Origin of the sequence: Hwanghaeella grinnelliae, from assembly GCF_004005845.1 — a bacterium.
GTDB classification, from domain to species: Bacteria; Pseudomonadota; Alphaproteobacteria; order UBA8366; family Aestuariispiraceae; genus Hwanghaeella; species Hwanghaeella grinnelliae.
In genome coordinates, this window is sequence record NZ_SADE01000001.1 from 2,045,036 (window position 1) to 2,059,198 (window position 14,163).

Consider the following 14,163-nt stretch of genomic DNA (forward strand, 5'->3'; position numbering starts at 1 on the left):
ATGTGCGCCTATAAGGAGAAGGTCGATGACGATTTCCCCACACGCTCATGTTCCATGCCCGAACGACGGGAAAGTTAAGACGATGCCCAATAAAAACGCGGCGGTCTTCCCTCCCATTGCCAGGCACATTGTAAGCGTGGCCATAGCTGTTCTTATGATCCAGTTTTTTCCGACAAGTGCCATTGCCGGTATCGAGTCGGACGACGAGCATTTGAAAATCGGCGGCGATATACGGGGGCCGGACTTGATGCCCTTCCTCATGGCATTTGGCACGGCGATTAAAAAAACCGCGGCCACCGGCAAGCCACTGCGTCTGGAACTGAATTCAGACGGCGGCGATATTGAAACCGCGTTCTTCATGGCTGACGCGATTGAGGCGGCCCAGCAGTCCGGCCGCATCATTCAAGTCGAAGTCCCAGAAGGCGGCAGATGCAACTCAGCTTGCGTCGTCATCTTCGCCGCAGGCAAAAAGCGATGGGCCGCTCCCGATTCCGAATTCCTGCTGCACGGGGTTAGTTATGCCGGCTTCTCCGAAAGTCCCACCATCGCGCTGACACGGCAAAAGTATGTGGAGAATTTTCACAAGGCTATCGAAGGTGCCGACTGGCAATTCGGCCAGTTCGTCCGTCGGCACGGCATCATCGAAAATGATCTGAACATGAGTTTTTCAGGCCGACAGTTATACGAAGCATTTGGAAGCTTCATCACGTCCCTGAACACGGTACGGTCCGATTGACGCCTTACGCTCCGGTCAAATATCGACACCGGAACGCGCGACATTTTCGCCATGCAGGGCATATCCGAACAACATATCGACAACCTCGCCATTTCGGGACAACGGCGTCACGGCCACGTCATAGAATTTCTTGACCCCGCCGCGGGTTTTGAAAGGAAGACGTTCCGTGACCGGTGCCTTGTCGGCCACCGTGCGTTGGTACATTTCGATCAATTTTCCCTGACTGCCGATTTCACGGATTTCGGACAACAGATAGCCGGTGAAGTCCTTCTTCGTATTCCGGACAATATCGGTTCCGACAAGGCGATACCGGAAGTCATGTCCCTGCCCCAAGACATCGACCAGGAAAACAAAGGGCAGCATGTTGGGAATATCCACCGGGTCGAGGTCCAGCCGACTTGGGAAAGTTCTCCCACTCTTTTTTGAATCCCAATAGCTTAGGAATTCTTCCAAAGAAGGCGGTTTAAGAGATCGGCGTCGCGCGGGGCGCGCTAGCATGGTGTTCATAGGCAACAGATAGGCCAATAGTGGTAAAAGAACCACAAACTAATCCACTTTTTTCCTTGTCACCGCAGGCCAAACCGCCGCCAGCGCCTCTTAAGATATTGATTATGTACCCCTATTTTCCGCCGCCAATGATGTTTTTTTCTGGTCCGAAGGGAAAGCCGGTGATGTTTTCCGCCCCGTCCTCGGTAACAATCAAAATGTCATGCTCACGATAACCGCCGGCGCCGGGCAGGCCTTCGGGCAACATGATCATCGGCTCCATGGAAACCACCATGCCGGGCTGTAAGACCGTATCGATATCCTCACGCAATTCGACGCCCGCCTCACGACCATAATAATGGCACAAAACCCCAAATGAGTGGCCGTAGCCGAAAGATCGATACTGCAATAGGTCCCATGCCCGGTACATCTCGTTCAACTCGGCCGCGATATCCATGCAGCGCGTGCCGGGTCGGATCAGTTCCAACCCTCGCCGATGGACGGCACAGTTCTTTTCCCAAAGGTCCAAATGCGCGTCGCTTGCATGGTCACAAAAAAGCGTTCGTTCCAAGGCCGTGTAATACCCGAATATCATCGGGAAGCAGTTTAGGCTGAGAATATCGCCGCTTTCGATTTTCTTGTTCGTAACCGGGTTATGAGCGCCATCCGTATTGATGCCCGATTGGAACCAGGTCCAGGTATCCATCAACTCCACGAAGGGGAATGAATTGGCGATCTCCCGGGTCATTGCATTGGTCGAGGCGATCGCGACCTCATGCTCCGGCACGCCGGCGGCGACCGCTTCCGCACAGGCCGCGCCGCCGAGATCGCAGATCCGCGCCCCTTCCCGGATAAGCGCGTGTTCTTCCGCCGATTTGATGGTCCGCAGCCACATGGTCTTCTGGCTGATATCCACCAGTTCCACGCCGGGAAGCGCGCCGCTCAACTGGCGTTCGATATCCAGGGAAACATGGTCGAATTCGATACCCAGGCGCTGGATTCGGGGCGTCAACTGACGCACGGCTTCAAAATAGTTGTCCTTGCGCCAGTCTGTGTAGGTGATGTTGTCGCCGTAGGTGCGCCGCCAGGGCTGCCCGCCGTCGATGCCCGCCGAAATCGAGGTCGCCTTGTCCGGCGTTACAACGAAGCCGTATTTTCGGCCGAAATTACAATACAGCCACCCGGAATAATAGGCGATGTTGTGGTAGGAGGTGAACAGACAGGCGTCGATATCCTGTTCCGCCATGGCCGCACGCAGCCTATCCTGACGCCCCTGCATTTCCGCATCGGAAAACGGCGACCATTCCTTTTCGCCGTTGTGCCATGCCACCGTCCGCGCCATGCCCTCCGCGGCCCCTACCCCATTCGCCATCGCGTCGCTCCCGCTTGCATAAAGTCCGGATGCAGGGAGTGTTCTGTCGCGTCACCAAAAATCTGCGACAATCCGCGACGGAATCGTTCAAAGACGCGACATAGGACGGTGTATTGTCCGGCGGCGTTTCAACCGGTGATCGGCAACAGATAATTACAACGGGACGGTCAAACCGGCTTTCACCGTGTCCATCACAACCGTTGTCTCAAAACGCTGGATTGATTTGGACGCATAGAGGACCCGGTGAATGAAACCTTCATAGGTCTTCATGTCTTCCGTCACGACGATCAAAACAAAATCGCTGGCCCCGGTAACGTAATAACAGTGCTGAACCTCGGGCAATTTCATCATGCGGCGCTTGAAGTCATCGACGATGTCGGGTCGACCGTGCTGCAGTATGACTTCGACGATCACGGTTAGTTTGCGGCCGACCTTTTCGGGGTCGACGACAGCAACCTCCCGCGCGATCACTCCTTCGTCCCGCAGCCGCTTCAGGCGCCGTTGGCACGCCGTCGCGGATAGTCCCACACGTTCAGCCAAGGCTTCCGACGTTCTGTTCCTGTCTTCCTGAACCAAATTCAGTAACTTGACGTCAAACACATCCAATTCACTCATCGGCGCACCTTTTCTGCAACACCCCCAATTTTATGCAGTTTTTTATCACTAGATCGATATATTTCGCAGAATTTAGGCATGAAAAGGATTCTATTCCTGTCCTTTCACCGATCAATGGACAGGGAACCAAGCCATGACCTTCATTCGAACGCAGACCTCACCCGCCATCGGCTTCATGGCTGGCATCGGTGCAGCATTGATTTGGGGGGCATGGCCGGTTCTATCGCGCGATGCGGTCATCGATGGCTTCGCGCCGTTGGACATCGCCATGCTGCGGTTTGGCATCGCCGGCCTTGTTCTCGCCCCGTTGATCCTGCGCAATGGGTTCGGCGGCCTTGGCGCAGCACGCGCCATGGTTCTGGCGGCGGGCGCCGGCGCCCCCTATGTGTTTGTCACTGTAACCGGCCTATCCCTCGCCCCTGCCGGTCATGGCGGAGTGATCATCCCTTGCACGATGCTGACGGCCTCCACTGTGGGGGCATGGATATTCTTGAAGGACCCGCCGTCATCAACCCGTTTGGTCGGGTTGGCCATCATCTTTTGCGGCATTGGTTTGACCGCTTGGTCCGGCATGAGGCTGAGCACCGATATCTGGTCACCGGATGCATTGCTGGGTGACGGACTGTTCATGATCGGCGGTGTCCTTTGGGCTACTTACACCGTCGGCTCCCGTTGCTGGAGGGCTGAGCCTTTTCAGGCCACGGCGGCCGTTTCGGTCCTCTCGATGATTATCGTTCTGCCGATATGGCTGATGGCCGGCGGGGACGCGGTGATGCAGGCGCCTCTTCCCGCGCTGGCATGGCAGGCCGGTTTCCAAGGCATTCTGGTCGCGATCGGCGCTTTGGTTTTCTACACCAAGGCCGTGGCTGTCTTCGGTGCGGCCCGCGGCGCGCTGTTCGCCATACTGGGGCCGGTCTTCACGGTGCTGTTGGCAATCCCTGTGTTGGGAGAGGTCCCTTCAGGTCTGGCGGTGGCCGGCCTTATCTTCTGCACATCCGGCATGGCCGTCGCCTTCGGCGCCTATGGTTTGGCCCTGAGTGCCTTGCGGAAAAACACCCTGTCGAAGCCGTCTTCCGTGCCGCGCGCCGTTTCCTCGTAGCCCAAGCGGGGATAGAGCGCCAGGTTCTCTGTCATCTTCGCATTCGTATAGAGTTCAATCGCGGACAGCCCTTGGGCCAAGGCGGCCTGTTCGGCAAAATCCAGCAGGCTGCGTCCAATGCCCCGCCCTTGGTAAACGGGGTCCACGGCAACATTCTCGACGTGCAGATGGTCGCCCCGACGATACTGCACGACATACCCAGCAACAGCACCCCCGGATTCGGCAACGAAAAGCTCACCCCGCGCCAGATGAGTGTCGAAATCGGCCACCATCGGTGCAGGTTTTCGGCCGATGCGCGGGATATACATGGCATAGGACGCTGCCGCGCAAGCCCGTATGCCATCCAAGTCGCCCGCCGCCGCTTTGCGCATGATCATCTTGCCGTCGGCCATCCCCACTCCGTCACAAACACTGTTTTGCACGATTTGGGCTGGTCAAATGGTCCCATCGAGCGAATTCTAAACACAATAAATTAAGACTTATCACGGTCCTCGGGGGGATTTTCATGCGCGTTTCCGGTCTGTCCACCATTGTTGTCGATGTCCCGCTGCCGAAACAGATCCGGTCTGCGATCCACACGATCAAATCCGCCACCTGCGTTCTGGTCACGGTGGAGACCGATGAGGGGATATCCGGCGAAGGCATGGCCTTCACGATCAATGGTGCCCGGATCCGCTCCGTCGAGGCGCTGATACAAGACCTGGAACCGATGATCCTGGGACGCGATCCCCACGACACCGCCGCGATCTGGCAGGAAATGTGGGACGCACTGAACTTCGTCGGACAGAAGGGCATCCCCATTATCGGGATGTCCGCCGTGGACACCGCATTGTGGGACATCGTCGGCAAGGCAGCCGGCAAGCCGCTGCATAAATTGTTCGGCGCGGCGCGGGACAGTGTTCCCGCCTATGCCAGCGGGGGTCTTTGGATGTCGCTCTCCATCGACGAGTTGCAACAGGAAGCGCGCGAATTCATCGCCCAAGGCCATCACGCCATGAAAATCCGCGTCGGCAAAGGGAACGTCGCCAGTCATGTGGAGCGCGTTGCCGCGGTGCGCGACGTTATCGGACCGAACATCAAACTGATGGCTGATGGAAACCAAAGCCTAACCGCGAAGGAGGCCATACGGCTCGGCCGCGAATTGGAGCGTTTCGACCTGACTTGGTTCGAGGAGCCGGTGCCGTGCTGGGATTTCGAGGGCCACGCAGCCGTGCGCGCCGCCCTGGATACGCCGCTGGCATCGGGAGAAACCGAATATACGCGCTATGGCATGCGGCAGATGATCGAGGCCAAGGCTTGTGACATTCTGATGCCTGACCTGGAACGCATCGGCGGTTACACGGAATTCCGTCGGTCCGCAGCTTTGGCGGCGGCCTTCGACATTCCGGTGACGCCGCACCTGTTCACGGAATACTCGCTTTGCATGGCGGGCAGTCTGCCGAACTGTTTCATTGTAGAACATATGCCTTGGTTCGCGCCGATCTACACCGAAACCGTCGAGATCGCGGAGGGTGAAATCGCGATACCCGACAGACCGGGCCACGGCTTTAGCTTCAATCCGGATGCCGTCGACCGATTCAGGATGTAGCGTTTCGATCCCATTTGCCTGTTTCAGGCTCACCCGCTCAGAAGAAAGCGCACCATGCCACAGGGGACGGGCGCGCAGTTGTTCATCGGTCCAATTTTGAAAGAACGTCGATGAGATCGCTGGCTGAGAAGCCTTTTTCCAGGGCGCCTAGAACCGTTAGACCCCTGGCCGACGCAAGCATGGCTGTGTTGACCAGATATTTCCCTTCGTAACCGCTCATCAAGATGAGCGGTATTTTGTCGGCCCGCTGGCTCAACTGGTTGAACAGTTCCACACCATCCATTTCCGGCATGACGATGTCGGAAATGATGCAAACCGCGTTGGTTTCATCCAGGATATCGAGACATTCCCGTCCATCAGCGGTCCGAACCGCACTGAAGCCAGCTGCCTCGACCGTCCTTTGAACAAATTCCGAAATGTCGGGATCGTCATCAACAATGATGATTTTAACGTCGGCGTGAGTGTTCATCATGGTTTCGTTCATGTTCCCGTAAAATACCATCGCCCTGTTCACGCAGGCAACGGCCCCTTACCCGGCGGACCTTGGATAACGGCAAAGCCGCTATCCAATACACGAGCAAGTTTTCGCTTTTAAATGCAATGCACCGAAGTTCTACGCGGTGCCGGTGAAAATGGATGCCCTTCCAGCCCACCGGAACGCACGCGGTATCCAGCCGTGTTGATGACATCCGGTTTTCATACTCACAAGCCGGGGAAAACGTTACGCGCAACAGGCCAGGTTTCGCCAACAAGCGAAAATGAAACGATCCCATCCCCAACTTTTATGACGAAGAGTTTCATTTGAATGTCATGACTCCGTCATATGAAACCTGTATAAGTTTCATATGAAATCTTATGCGACCGAGCCACTCAGCGCGAATGCCGACACGCTCTCGGAAAGACAATCCGAGATCGCGGAACTTGTGCGCGCGACCGGCTTTGCCGGGATTGATGAATTGGCGGACCGTTTTTCGGTCAGCACGCAAACCATCCGCAAAGATGTAAACGGGTTGTGTGACAAGGGATTGCTGCGCCGGGTGCATGGTGGTGTTCAGTTGGCCAGCGTCGGAAACCTTGAATACCGGATGCGCAAAGTGTTGCGCTATTCCGCCAAACAGCAGATCGCCGCCGCCGTCGCGGACACCATTCCGAACGGATCGTCCGTGTCGATATCAATCGGCACAACACCCGAAGCCGTGGTTTCCGCGATGCTAAGCCATACGAATCTGAAAATTCAGACCAACAACCTGAATATCGCGATGATCGGCAATACGGCCGGGTCATTCGATGTCAGCATCCCAGGCGGCCTGATCCGCCGTGGCGACGGGGACATCATCGGGCCCGCCGCGGTCGCCTTCTTTGAAAGCTACAAGGCCGATTTCGGCATCTTCGGCGTCGCCGCCGTGGATGCGGATGGCGGTCTGCTCGACTTCTATGAAGAGGAAGTCGCCGCCCGACAGGCCATCCTTCGAAACTGCCGAACCTCAATTCTGGTGCTCGATCACATGAAATTCGAACGTAACGCCCATGTCCGCGGCGGCCACATCGCCGATGTCGACCATGTCTTCTGCGACAAGGCCCCGCCGCCCGGCATTGCATCCGCGCTTGCCGAAGCGGGCGTGACGGTCACCATATGCGGAAAGGAGTCGAACTGATGTCGACACCTGACGGCAAATCGATATCGCTCAGCGGCATCACCAAATCCTGGGGCGATCCGCCGGCGGTCGACCATGTGGACCTTGAAATCGCGGCAGGCCAATTCACCGCCCTGCTCGGCCCGTCCGGCTGCGGAAAATCGACGACCCTGCGCATCATCGCCGGATTGGAATTCCCGGATTCAGGAACCGTGACCATCGGGGGCGAAGACGTCACCGCCCTGCCCCCGGCGAAGCGCAATATTGCCATGGTGTTCCAGTCTTATGCGCTGTTTCCGCATCTCTCGGTCGCGGAGAACATTACTTTCGGCTTGCGGACCCGCCGGGTTCCGGTGGGTGAAAGGGGCGAGCGCCTGAAACGCGCGGCGGACCTTCTTGAATTGACGCCCTATCTTGACCGTAAGCCTTCCCAGCTTTCCGGCGGGCAACAGCAACGCGTCGCGCTGGGCCGCGCCATCATCGCGGAACGCCCGGTCTGCCTGATGGACGAACCGTTGTCGAACCTGGATGCCCGCCTGCGGCATGAGATGCGGAGCGAGATCCGCGCCCTGCAGCAAAAACTTGGCTTCACCATGGTCTATGTCACCCATGACCAGGTCGAGGCCATCACCATGGCGGACCAGGTCGCCCTGATGAACAAAGGACATGTGGAGCAAGCAGCCTCCCCGCGGGAGATCTATGACCGCCCGGCGACCGTTTTCGCCGCGCGTTTCATCGGCACCCCGCCGATGAACCTGATCCCCATACAGGCCTTCGGCGAAAAGGCCGGGACGCTGGCATCGCAAAACTACCTGATCGGCATCCGGCCAGAGGTCATGCATCTCGACGCCGACGGCCCGCTGAAAGCGACGGTGGTCGAGGCGGAGTTCCTGGGCTCGGAAACACTCGTCACCTGCGAGGCCGTCAACAGCCGATTCGTCGTCTCCGCATCCGGCGGCACTGAGGTCGGCCGGGGCGAAAGCGTCGGAATAGGATTCAAGCAGTCGGACATGCATCTGTTCGACGGCGACAAAGGGGCACGCTGCGATGGGGAACTTTCCGCCGTCGCCGCCGCACTGTGCGGATAACAATACAAGGTTGGAACGGCTGAAAGCGCGGACCGCACCCGACAAAGATAACAGCCGAGTTGGTCGATAACAGTTTGGCCTGCAACAGCCGGAATTCCGGCGGGAAAAGGAGAGAGAAATGTTTATCAGTCCGATCAAAAGGACCCTGGGCGCCGCGGCGATTGCAATGTGCGCGTCGACTGCGGCTTTTGCCGAAGACGTGGAACTGCAGTTCTACTTCCCGGTCGCTGTCGGTGGCGCCGCCGCCGATACCATCCAGGCGCTGACCGACGAATATGTCGCGAACAACCCCAGCGTCAAAATCGACGCCGTCTATGCCGGGTCCTATCAGGACACGGTCGCCAAGGTGCTGACGGCCGCGCGCGGCGGCGATGCCCCGCAGCTGTCGGTGATCCTGTCCGTCGACATGTTCACCTTGCTGGACGAGGACCTGATCCTGCCGTTCGACGATTTCGCGACGACCGCGGAAGACAAGGAATGGCTGAACGGTTTCTACCCGTCCTTCATGGAAAACAGCCGGACGGGCGGCAAGACCTATGGCATCCCGTTCCAGCGCTCCACACCGGTGCTTTACTGGAACAAGGAAGCCTTCAAGGAAGCGGGCCTGGACCCGAACACGCCGCCGGCGACCTGGGAAGAAATGGTTTCGATGGGCAAGAAGCTCGTCAAGAAGAACGCGTCCGGCGAGGTTGAGCGTTGGGGCGTGCGTATCCCCAGTTCCGGCTTCCCCTATTGGCTGTTCCAGGGCCTGTCGACGCAGAATGACGTCATTCTGGCCAACAATGACGGCAACAAGACCAATTTCGACGATCCGAAAGTGGTCGAGGCGCTGCAATATCTAGTCGACCTCAGCGGCAAGTATGGCGTGATGGCGCCTGGCATCATCGAATGGGGCTCCACCCCGAAAGCCTTCTTCGAAGGTCAGACCGCGATGATGTGGACGACGACCGGCAACCTGACGAATGTCCGCAAGAACGCGCCCTTCGACTTCGGCGTCGGCATGCTGCCGGCCAACAAGCGCCGCGGCGCACCGACCGGCGGCGGCAACTTCTATATGTTCAAGGGCTCCACGGATGCGGAACTGAAGGCTGCCTTCGATTTCATCAAGTGGATCACGGGTCCGGAACAGTCGGCCAAGTGGACGATCGCCACCGGCTATGTCGCCCCCCGCCCCGCCACCTGGGAAACGGACGCGATGAAAGCCTATACGGCGGACTTCCCGCCGGCGCTGGTTGCGCGCGATCAGTTGGAATACGCGGTCGCCGAGTTGTCGACCTATGAAAACCAACGCATCACACGCATTTTCAACGACGCATTGGAAGCCGCGATCACCGGTAAGAAAACGCCGGAAGAAGCCCTGAAGGAAGCACAGCAGAAAGCTGATGCGATCCTGAAGGCCTATCGCTAAGCACGGATTGGCGCCGGTTCGGGGAACCCAGAGTAATATCTCCGAGCTCCGGACCGGCACCGTTCCAACGGGACGATAAGGGTATGAGGAACAACAGATGACGCGCCGTATAGAGTGGGTCCATGCCTGGCTGCTTTTGCTGCCCGCGATGGTGTTCCTTTTCACCTTCACCCATCTGCCCGCCGTCCGCACCATCATCGACAGTTTCTTTTCCACGGCCCGTGGCAGGCGCAAATCCGTCTTTGTCGGGTTGGAGAACTACCAGCAACTGATCGACGACCCGACCTTCTGGAAGGTGCTGGCGAACAATCTGTGGTTCGCGCTGGGCACCATTCCCACATCCATTGCCATCGCCCTGGTCATGGCGCTGTGGGTCAACGAGAAGCTCGCCGGACGCAGCTTCATTCGTATGGCCTATTTCACGCCAACGGTCCTGCCGCTGATCGCGGTCGCCAATATCTGGCTGTTCTTCTATACACCCGGTTTCGGCCTGTTCGATCAGATCGCGACAGGCCTGTTCGATACCGGTCAGCATAATTTCTTAGGGAATCCCGACACCGCGCTCGCCGCCGTCATGGTAGTGACAGTCTGGAAGGAAGCCGGGTTCTTCATGATCTTCTATCTGGCCGCCCTGCAGACGATTCCGCCTTCCCTTCTGGAAGCCGCCCGAGTCGAGGGTGCCGGCCGCTGGACAATTTTTTGGCGGGTCGTCTTCCCGTTGCTGATGCCGACGACGCTTTTCGTTTCCGTCAACGCGGTGATCAACTCGTTCCGGTTGGTGGACCACCTGTTCATCCTCACCGGCGGCGGGCCGAACAACGCGTCCTCCCTGCTGTTGTTTTACATCTATGAAACCGCCTTCCGCTTCTGGGACACGGCCTATGCCGCGACGCTGACCGTCGTGCTGCTGGTGATGCTGTCGCTGTTGGCGATCGGCCAATTCTTCCTGTTCGACAGGAAGGTGCATTACAAATGATCCACGCCTCCGCCATAGACCGTTTCCTCAACACTTTCGGGTCCTGGGCGCTGGCCCTGCTTTGGGGCCTGCCGCTCGCCTTCGCCATTTGGACGGCGATCCACCCGGCGGAATTCGAAGCGAATTTCGAATTGCTGGCGCCCCTGACCACCGTGAACTTCGTCAAGGCCTGGGAAGCGGCCCCCTTCGCGCGCTACTTCCTGAACACCTTCATTCTGGTGACCTTGATCTTGGCCTGTCAGTTCTTCCTTGGCACCCTTGCCGCTTTCGCCTTCGCGCGGTTCCAGTTTCCGGGGCGCGGCATTCTGTTCGGGCTGGTCCTGCTACAATTGCTGGTGATGCCGGACATCCTGATCGTCGAGAACTATCAGACCATGCGGTTTTTCAACCTGGTCGACACCATCCCGGCGATCGCGCTGCCCTATATCGCATCCGGTTTCGGCATTTTCCTGCTGCGGCAGACCTTCATGACCGTGCCGAAGGAATTGGATGAGGCCGCGCGCCTGGAAGGCGCTTCGACCCTCGGCCTGCTCTGGCGGGTCTATGTGCCGCTCGCCAAGCCGACCTACCTCGCCTATGGGCTGGTCTCCGTCAGCCACCACTGGAACAATTTCCTCTGGCCGCTGATCATCACGAACTCGGTCGAAACCCGGCCCGTCACCGTGGGGCTCAGTGTGTTCGCCTCAACCGACAGCGGCACCGAATGGTCGGTCATCAATGCCGCAACGCTCATGACGTCGGCGCCCCTTTTGATCGGGTTCCTGCTCTTTCAACGGCAATTCGTGCAGAGTTTCATGCGGGCGGGGATCAAGTAGCTCCAGATGCTTATCGAACAGTCGGCGAAAATTTAGCAGTCCCTGAACTGCTTCCCTCTGCAAGTTTCGATAACGAACTCAACCTTGGCTTTGTCTGCATTCGAGAGTTTGGGCCAAATCTTTCCCTGTGCGTCAATCGCCCTGTCCAAGCCCTGCGCTGCGGCAATCCCAATCCATGCGACCCCTTTCAACCCATCTTTTTCGACGCCTTCACCCGCGAGGTACATCGTCCCAAGCGTAAATTGGGCCAATTCATGCCCCTGATCGGCTGCACTTCGATACCATTTCGCAGCAGTGGCTTTATCCTGTGCGACCTTCTCGCCGTTAAAGTAGAATACGCCGACCGCAAACTGAGCATCTGCAATACCCTCGGACGCCGCACGTTGGAAGTGGCTGAGAGCACGATCCCTGTCAGCGTCTATTCCCTTTCCAAAATAGTACATTCTTGCCAACTGGAGATAGGCTTCCGAATAGTCCAAATCAGCAGCCCTGTTGAAGTAGGCAATCGCTTTCTGGGCATCCTGGGCGACCCCCCTGCCGTCCTTATAAAGACGTCCGATGCTATAGATCGCTTCCGCATACCCCTGCTCCGCTGCCAAGTGGAAAAGTTCGAGCGCTCTTCCAGAGTCGCTCTCTACCCCTTCCCCAATGACATAGAGATGTGCGAGTTCCGTTTGTGCGCGAGCATTTCCCTGATCGGCAGCAAGCCTCATCAGGCGAGCCGCCTCTCTCGGATTTTTTTCGCCACCAAGCCCCTGAAGAATTAGCAAGGCGAGGTTCAATTGCCCGACAGCGTAGTTTTGCTCTGAAGCCTTTTCATACCATTCACGAGCCTTCGCATAGTCGGTCGGGACAAGGTCACCCGACTCGTACATCCGGCCCAAGTTCACAGTTGCAGGCATCGATCCCTGCAATGCCGCACTTCTGTACAACCTGATGGCCGCCTCTGTGTCCTGACTGACCCCAACACCATTTTCATATGAGTAGCCAAGATTGAACATACCGGAGAGATCGTCCCTGTTTGAAGCCTCTCTAAAATATTCGACAGCCTTCTCCACATCCTTTTCGGTACCCAGGCCGTCAAGGTATAGATTTCCGAGGCTGTTTAGAGCAGCCGGAAGCCCTGCTTCAGCCGCCCGTTTGTTCCATCTAAAAGCTTGCTCGTAGTCTTGCTCGGTACCATTTCCGGACAGGTACATTTCGGCTAATTTCAATTGGGCTATGCGGTTGCCCTGATCCGCCGACTTCTTATACCAAGCAAAGGCTTGCACCGGGTCCCGCTGAACACCTTTTCCTTGTTCGTACAGGCCTCCAAGATATAGTTGCGCACCAGCGTCACCCGCTTCCGCGAACTGATCCCAAATTTCTTTTGCCTCGAGGTATCTGCCTTTTTCCGCGAGATAAAGAGCCCGGGCTAGGTAGATCTTGTCGGGGACTGCCCACACAGCGGATGTCGGCAAGCCCCCAAATATCAACACCGTCGACAAAAGTAATACGGACAGGAGCCACCGCTTCGACGTCTCAGGTCTGCAACAATACATTTGATCAAATCCCAATTGGCGAGGAAAAAAAAATTGGCAAGATGAAAGCCGGAGCCCTCATCTCTTACTACTAGAAGTTATGATTTCTGCCCAACCTTTCTCGTATTGGCCATACTGCTGTCGTCCGATTCCCCACAATCCGGGTCAATAGCGCCCCAACGTGATCTCGCCTTCCGCGATTTCCTTGTAGTCGTTACCTTCCAGAATGACCGCGTAGACCTCCGCTTCGTATTTGTTACCGCGGCCGCCGGAGCATGGCGGCAGATAGCCGGGGCTGGACCAAGCGCCGGTGGCGCGGTTCTTTTTTACCAGCCAGACGCCGTCGGGCATGTCACTGGTGCCGCCCGGCACGGCGGGGAGCGTCACCGTTCCCGCGCCCGGCGTGATGTTGAACCCGATCTTGCCATGGCCGCCGTCATAGGAGAGCTGCTGGTAGCTCTTATCATTGAACTCCACCACAATGGCGTTTGCTTCGGGTGGAATGTTGGAAACCATTAGGGGCGGCGTCGCCCCCTCCCCGTCGAACTTCTTGCAGTGCTGACCTGCGGGAATTTTGCTGCCGTTCCATGCTGGATCCGCAAATTCGACCGTCAGGTCGCCAGCCTGTGCCGACATCGTCCCCCAAACAAGTCCAAGCGCCATACACGCCATGGCCAAAGGACGCGATATTTTTGAACTCATGTCTGGTGTTCCTCTACGTATTTTTCCAGTGCTAGGTTTCGGCAATTCTATTCCGGCAGGGCATGACTTCCCAACCGTCCGTGCCAACCGACACAGGAGGATCGCACGCCCCGATATTTGCTTT

Annotated in this window: 15 protein-coding genes; 8 read left to right on the forward strand and 7 right to left on the reverse strand. The window is 57.5% G+C overall.

Going from position 1 to position 14,163, the window contains the following annotated elements; all coding sequences use genetic code 11:
• The first annotated feature begins 25 nt into the window (after positions 1 to 25).
• Positions 26 to 736: an ATP-dependent Clp protease proteolytic subunit gene (locus EOI86_RS09465; RefSeq protein WP_161973762.1), complete on the forward strand. Its 711-nt coding sequence runs from the start codon at positions 26 to 28 to the stop codon at positions 734 to 736.
• A 15-nt stretch (positions 737 to 751) separates the two neighbouring features.
• On the opposite strand, the gene EOI86_RS09470 is transcribed toward EOI86_RS09465, so the two are convergent.
• The 3 genes from EOI86_RS09470 to EOI86_RS09480 form a co-directional block, all read right to left on the reverse strand.
• Positions 752 to 1,243, reverse strand: a complete 492-nt coding sequence (locus EOI86_RS09470; RefSeq protein ID WP_338033045.1) for a PAS domain-containing protein — start codon at positions 1,241 to 1,243, stop codon at positions 752 to 754.
• A 112-nt stretch (positions 1,244 to 1,355) separates the two neighbouring features.
• Positions 1,356 to 2,594, reverse strand: a complete 1,239-nt coding sequence (locus EOI86_RS09475) for a M24 family metallopeptidase (RefSeq protein ID WP_240035603.1) — start codon at positions 2,592 to 2,594, stop codon at positions 1,356 to 1,358.
• 153 nt (positions 2,595 to 2,747) lie between these two features.
• Complete coding sequence (locus EOI86_RS09480) at positions 2,748 to 3,209, reverse strand: Lrp/AsnC family transcriptional regulator (protein WP_127764817.1); 462 nt, start codon at positions 3,207 to 3,209, stop codon at positions 2,748 to 2,750.
• 133 nt (positions 3,210 to 3,342) lie between these two features.
• Here EOI86_RS09480 and EOI86_RS09485 point away from each other — a divergent pair, with 133 nt between their 5' ends.
• Positions 3,343 to 4,308 carry a DMT family transporter gene (locus EOI86_RS09485; protein ID WP_127764818.1) on the forward strand — a complete coding sequence of 322 codons (966 nt, stop codon included), beginning with the start codon at positions 3,343 to 3,345 and terminating at the stop codon, positions 4,306 to 4,308.
• On the opposite strand, the gene EOI86_RS09490 is transcribed toward EOI86_RS09485, so the two are convergent.
• On the reverse strand, positions 4,230 to 4,700 hold the full coding sequence (locus EOI86_RS09490) for a GNAT family N-acetyltransferase (RefSeq protein ID WP_240035604.1): 471 nt from the start codon (positions 4,698 to 4,700) through the stop codon (positions 4,230 to 4,232). The two genes, EOI86_RS09485 and EOI86_RS09490, sit on opposite strands and share 79 nt — an antisense overlap.
• Positions 4,701 to 4,813: 113 nt before the next feature.
• Here EOI86_RS09490 and EOI86_RS09495 point away from each other — a divergent pair, with 113 nt between their 5' ends.
• On the forward strand, positions 4,814 to 5,896 hold the full coding sequence (locus EOI86_RS09495) for a mandelate racemase/muconate lactonizing enzyme family protein (protein WP_127764819.1): 1,083 nt from the start codon (positions 4,814 to 4,816) through the stop codon (positions 5,894 to 5,896).
• 82 nt (positions 5,897 to 5,978) lie between these two features.
• Here EOI86_RS09495 and EOI86_RS09500 read toward each other — a convergent pair whose 3' ends face one another.
• Complete coding sequence (locus EOI86_RS09500; protein ID WP_161973763.1) at positions 5,979 to 6,368, reverse strand: response regulator; 390 nt, start codon at positions 6,366 to 6,368, stop codon at positions 5,979 to 5,981.
• A 373-nt stretch (positions 6,369 to 6,741) separates the two neighbouring features.
• On the opposite strand from EOI86_RS09500, the gene EOI86_RS09505 reads away from it, so the two are divergent.
• From EOI86_RS09505 to EOI86_RS09525, 5 genes are all read left to right on the forward strand, one after another.
• Positions 6,742 to 7,551 carry a DeoR/GlpR family DNA-binding transcription regulator gene (locus EOI86_RS09505; protein WP_127764821.1) on the forward strand — a complete coding sequence of 270 codons (810 nt, stop codon included), beginning with the start codon at positions 6,742 to 6,744 and terminating at the stop codon, positions 7,549 to 7,551.
• Positions 7,551 to 8,618: an ABC transporter ATP-binding protein gene (locus EOI86_RS09510; protein ID WP_127764822.1), complete on the forward strand. Its 1,068-nt coding sequence runs from the start codon at positions 7,551 to 7,553 to the stop codon at positions 8,616 to 8,618. Before EOI86_RS09505 ends, EOI86_RS09510 begins: the two co-directional genes overlap by 1 nt.
• Before the next feature lie 118 nt (positions 8,619 to 8,736).
• Complete coding sequence (locus EOI86_RS09515; protein WP_193555775.1) at positions 8,737 to 10,026, forward strand: ABC transporter substrate-binding protein; 1,290 nt, start codon at positions 8,737 to 8,739, stop codon at positions 10,024 to 10,026.
• A 97-nt stretch (positions 10,027 to 10,123) separates the two neighbouring features.
• On the forward strand, positions 10,124 to 11,002 hold the full coding sequence (locus EOI86_RS09520; protein WP_127764823.1) for a carbohydrate ABC transporter permease: 879 nt from the start codon (positions 10,124 to 10,126) through the stop codon (positions 11,000 to 11,002).
• Positions 10,999 to 11,817, forward strand: a complete 819-nt coding sequence (locus EOI86_RS09525; RefSeq protein ID WP_127764824.1) for a carbohydrate ABC transporter permease — start codon at positions 10,999 to 11,001, stop codon at positions 11,815 to 11,817. Before EOI86_RS09520 ends, EOI86_RS09525 begins: the two co-directional genes overlap by 4 nt.
• A 32-nt stretch (positions 11,818 to 11,849) precedes the next feature.
• Here EOI86_RS09525 and EOI86_RS09530 read toward each other — a convergent pair whose 3' ends face one another.
• Positions 11,850 to 13,277 carry a tetratricopeptide repeat protein gene (locus EOI86_RS09530; protein ID WP_161973764.1) on the reverse strand — a complete coding sequence of 476 codons (1,428 nt, stop codon included), beginning with the start codon at positions 13,275 to 13,277 and terminating at the stop codon, positions 11,850 to 11,852.
• Between the two features lie 225 nt (positions 13,278 to 13,502).
• Positions 13,503 to 14,039, reverse strand: coding sequence for a hypothetical protein (locus tag EOI86_RS09535; protein WP_193555776.1), 537 nt, complete (start codon positions 14,037 to 14,039; stop codon positions 13,503 to 13,505).
• Positions 14,040 to 14,163: the final 124 nt, after the last annotated feature.

Coding starts and splice junctions, on each gene's coding strand:
- EOI86_RS09510 (WP_127764822.1), top strand. CDS start 7,551: ATGTCGACACCTGACGGCAAATCGATATCGCTCAGCGGCATCACCAAA.
- EOI86_RS09480 (WP_127764817.1), bottom strand. CDS start 3,209: ATGAGTGAATTGGATGTGTTTGACGTCAAGTTACTGAATTTGGTTCAG.
- EOI86_RS09505 (WP_127764821.1), top strand. CDS start 6,742: ATGAAATCTTATGCGACCGAGCCACTCAGCGCGAATGCCGACACGCTC.
- EOI86_RS09495 (WP_127764819.1), top strand. CDS start 4,814: ATGCGCGTTTCCGGTCTGTCCACCATTGTTGTCGATGTCCCGCTGCCG.
- EOI86_RS09515 (WP_193555775.1), top strand. CDS start 8,737: ATGTTTATCAGTCCGATCAAAAGGACCCTGGGCGCCGCGGCGATTGCA.
- EOI86_RS09470 (WP_338033045.1), bottom strand. CDS start 1,243: ATGAACACCATGCTAGCGCGCCCCGCGCGACGCCGATCTCTTAAACCG.
- EOI86_RS09490 (WP_240035604.1), bottom strand. CDS start 4,700: ATGGCCGACGGCAAGATGATCATGCGCAAAGCGGCGGCGGGCGACTTG.
- EOI86_RS09475 (WP_240035603.1), bottom strand. CDS start 2,594: ATGGCGAATGGGGTAGGGGCCGCGGAGGGCATGGCGCGGACGGTGGCA.
- EOI86_RS09535 (WP_193555776.1), bottom strand. CDS start 14,039: ATGAGTTCAAAAATATCGCGTCCTTTGGCCATGGCGTGTATGGCGCTT.
- EOI86_RS09465 (WP_161973762.1), top strand. CDS start 26: ATGACGATTTCCCCACACGCTCATGTTCCATGCCCGAACGACGGGAAA.
- EOI86_RS09520 (WP_127764823.1), top strand. CDS start 10,124: ATGACGCGCCGTATAGAGTGGGTCCATGCCTGGCTGCTTTTGCTGCCC.
- EOI86_RS09485 (WP_127764818.1), top strand. CDS start 3,343: ATGACCTTCATTCGAACGCAGACCTCACCCGCCATCGGCTTCATGGCT.
- EOI86_RS09500 (WP_161973763.1), bottom strand. CDS start 6,368: ATGATGAACACTCACGCCGACGTTAAAATCATCATTGTTGATGACGAT.
- EOI86_RS09525 (WP_127764824.1), top strand. CDS start 10,999: ATGATCCACGCCTCCGCCATAGACCGTTTCCTCAACACTTTCGGGTCC.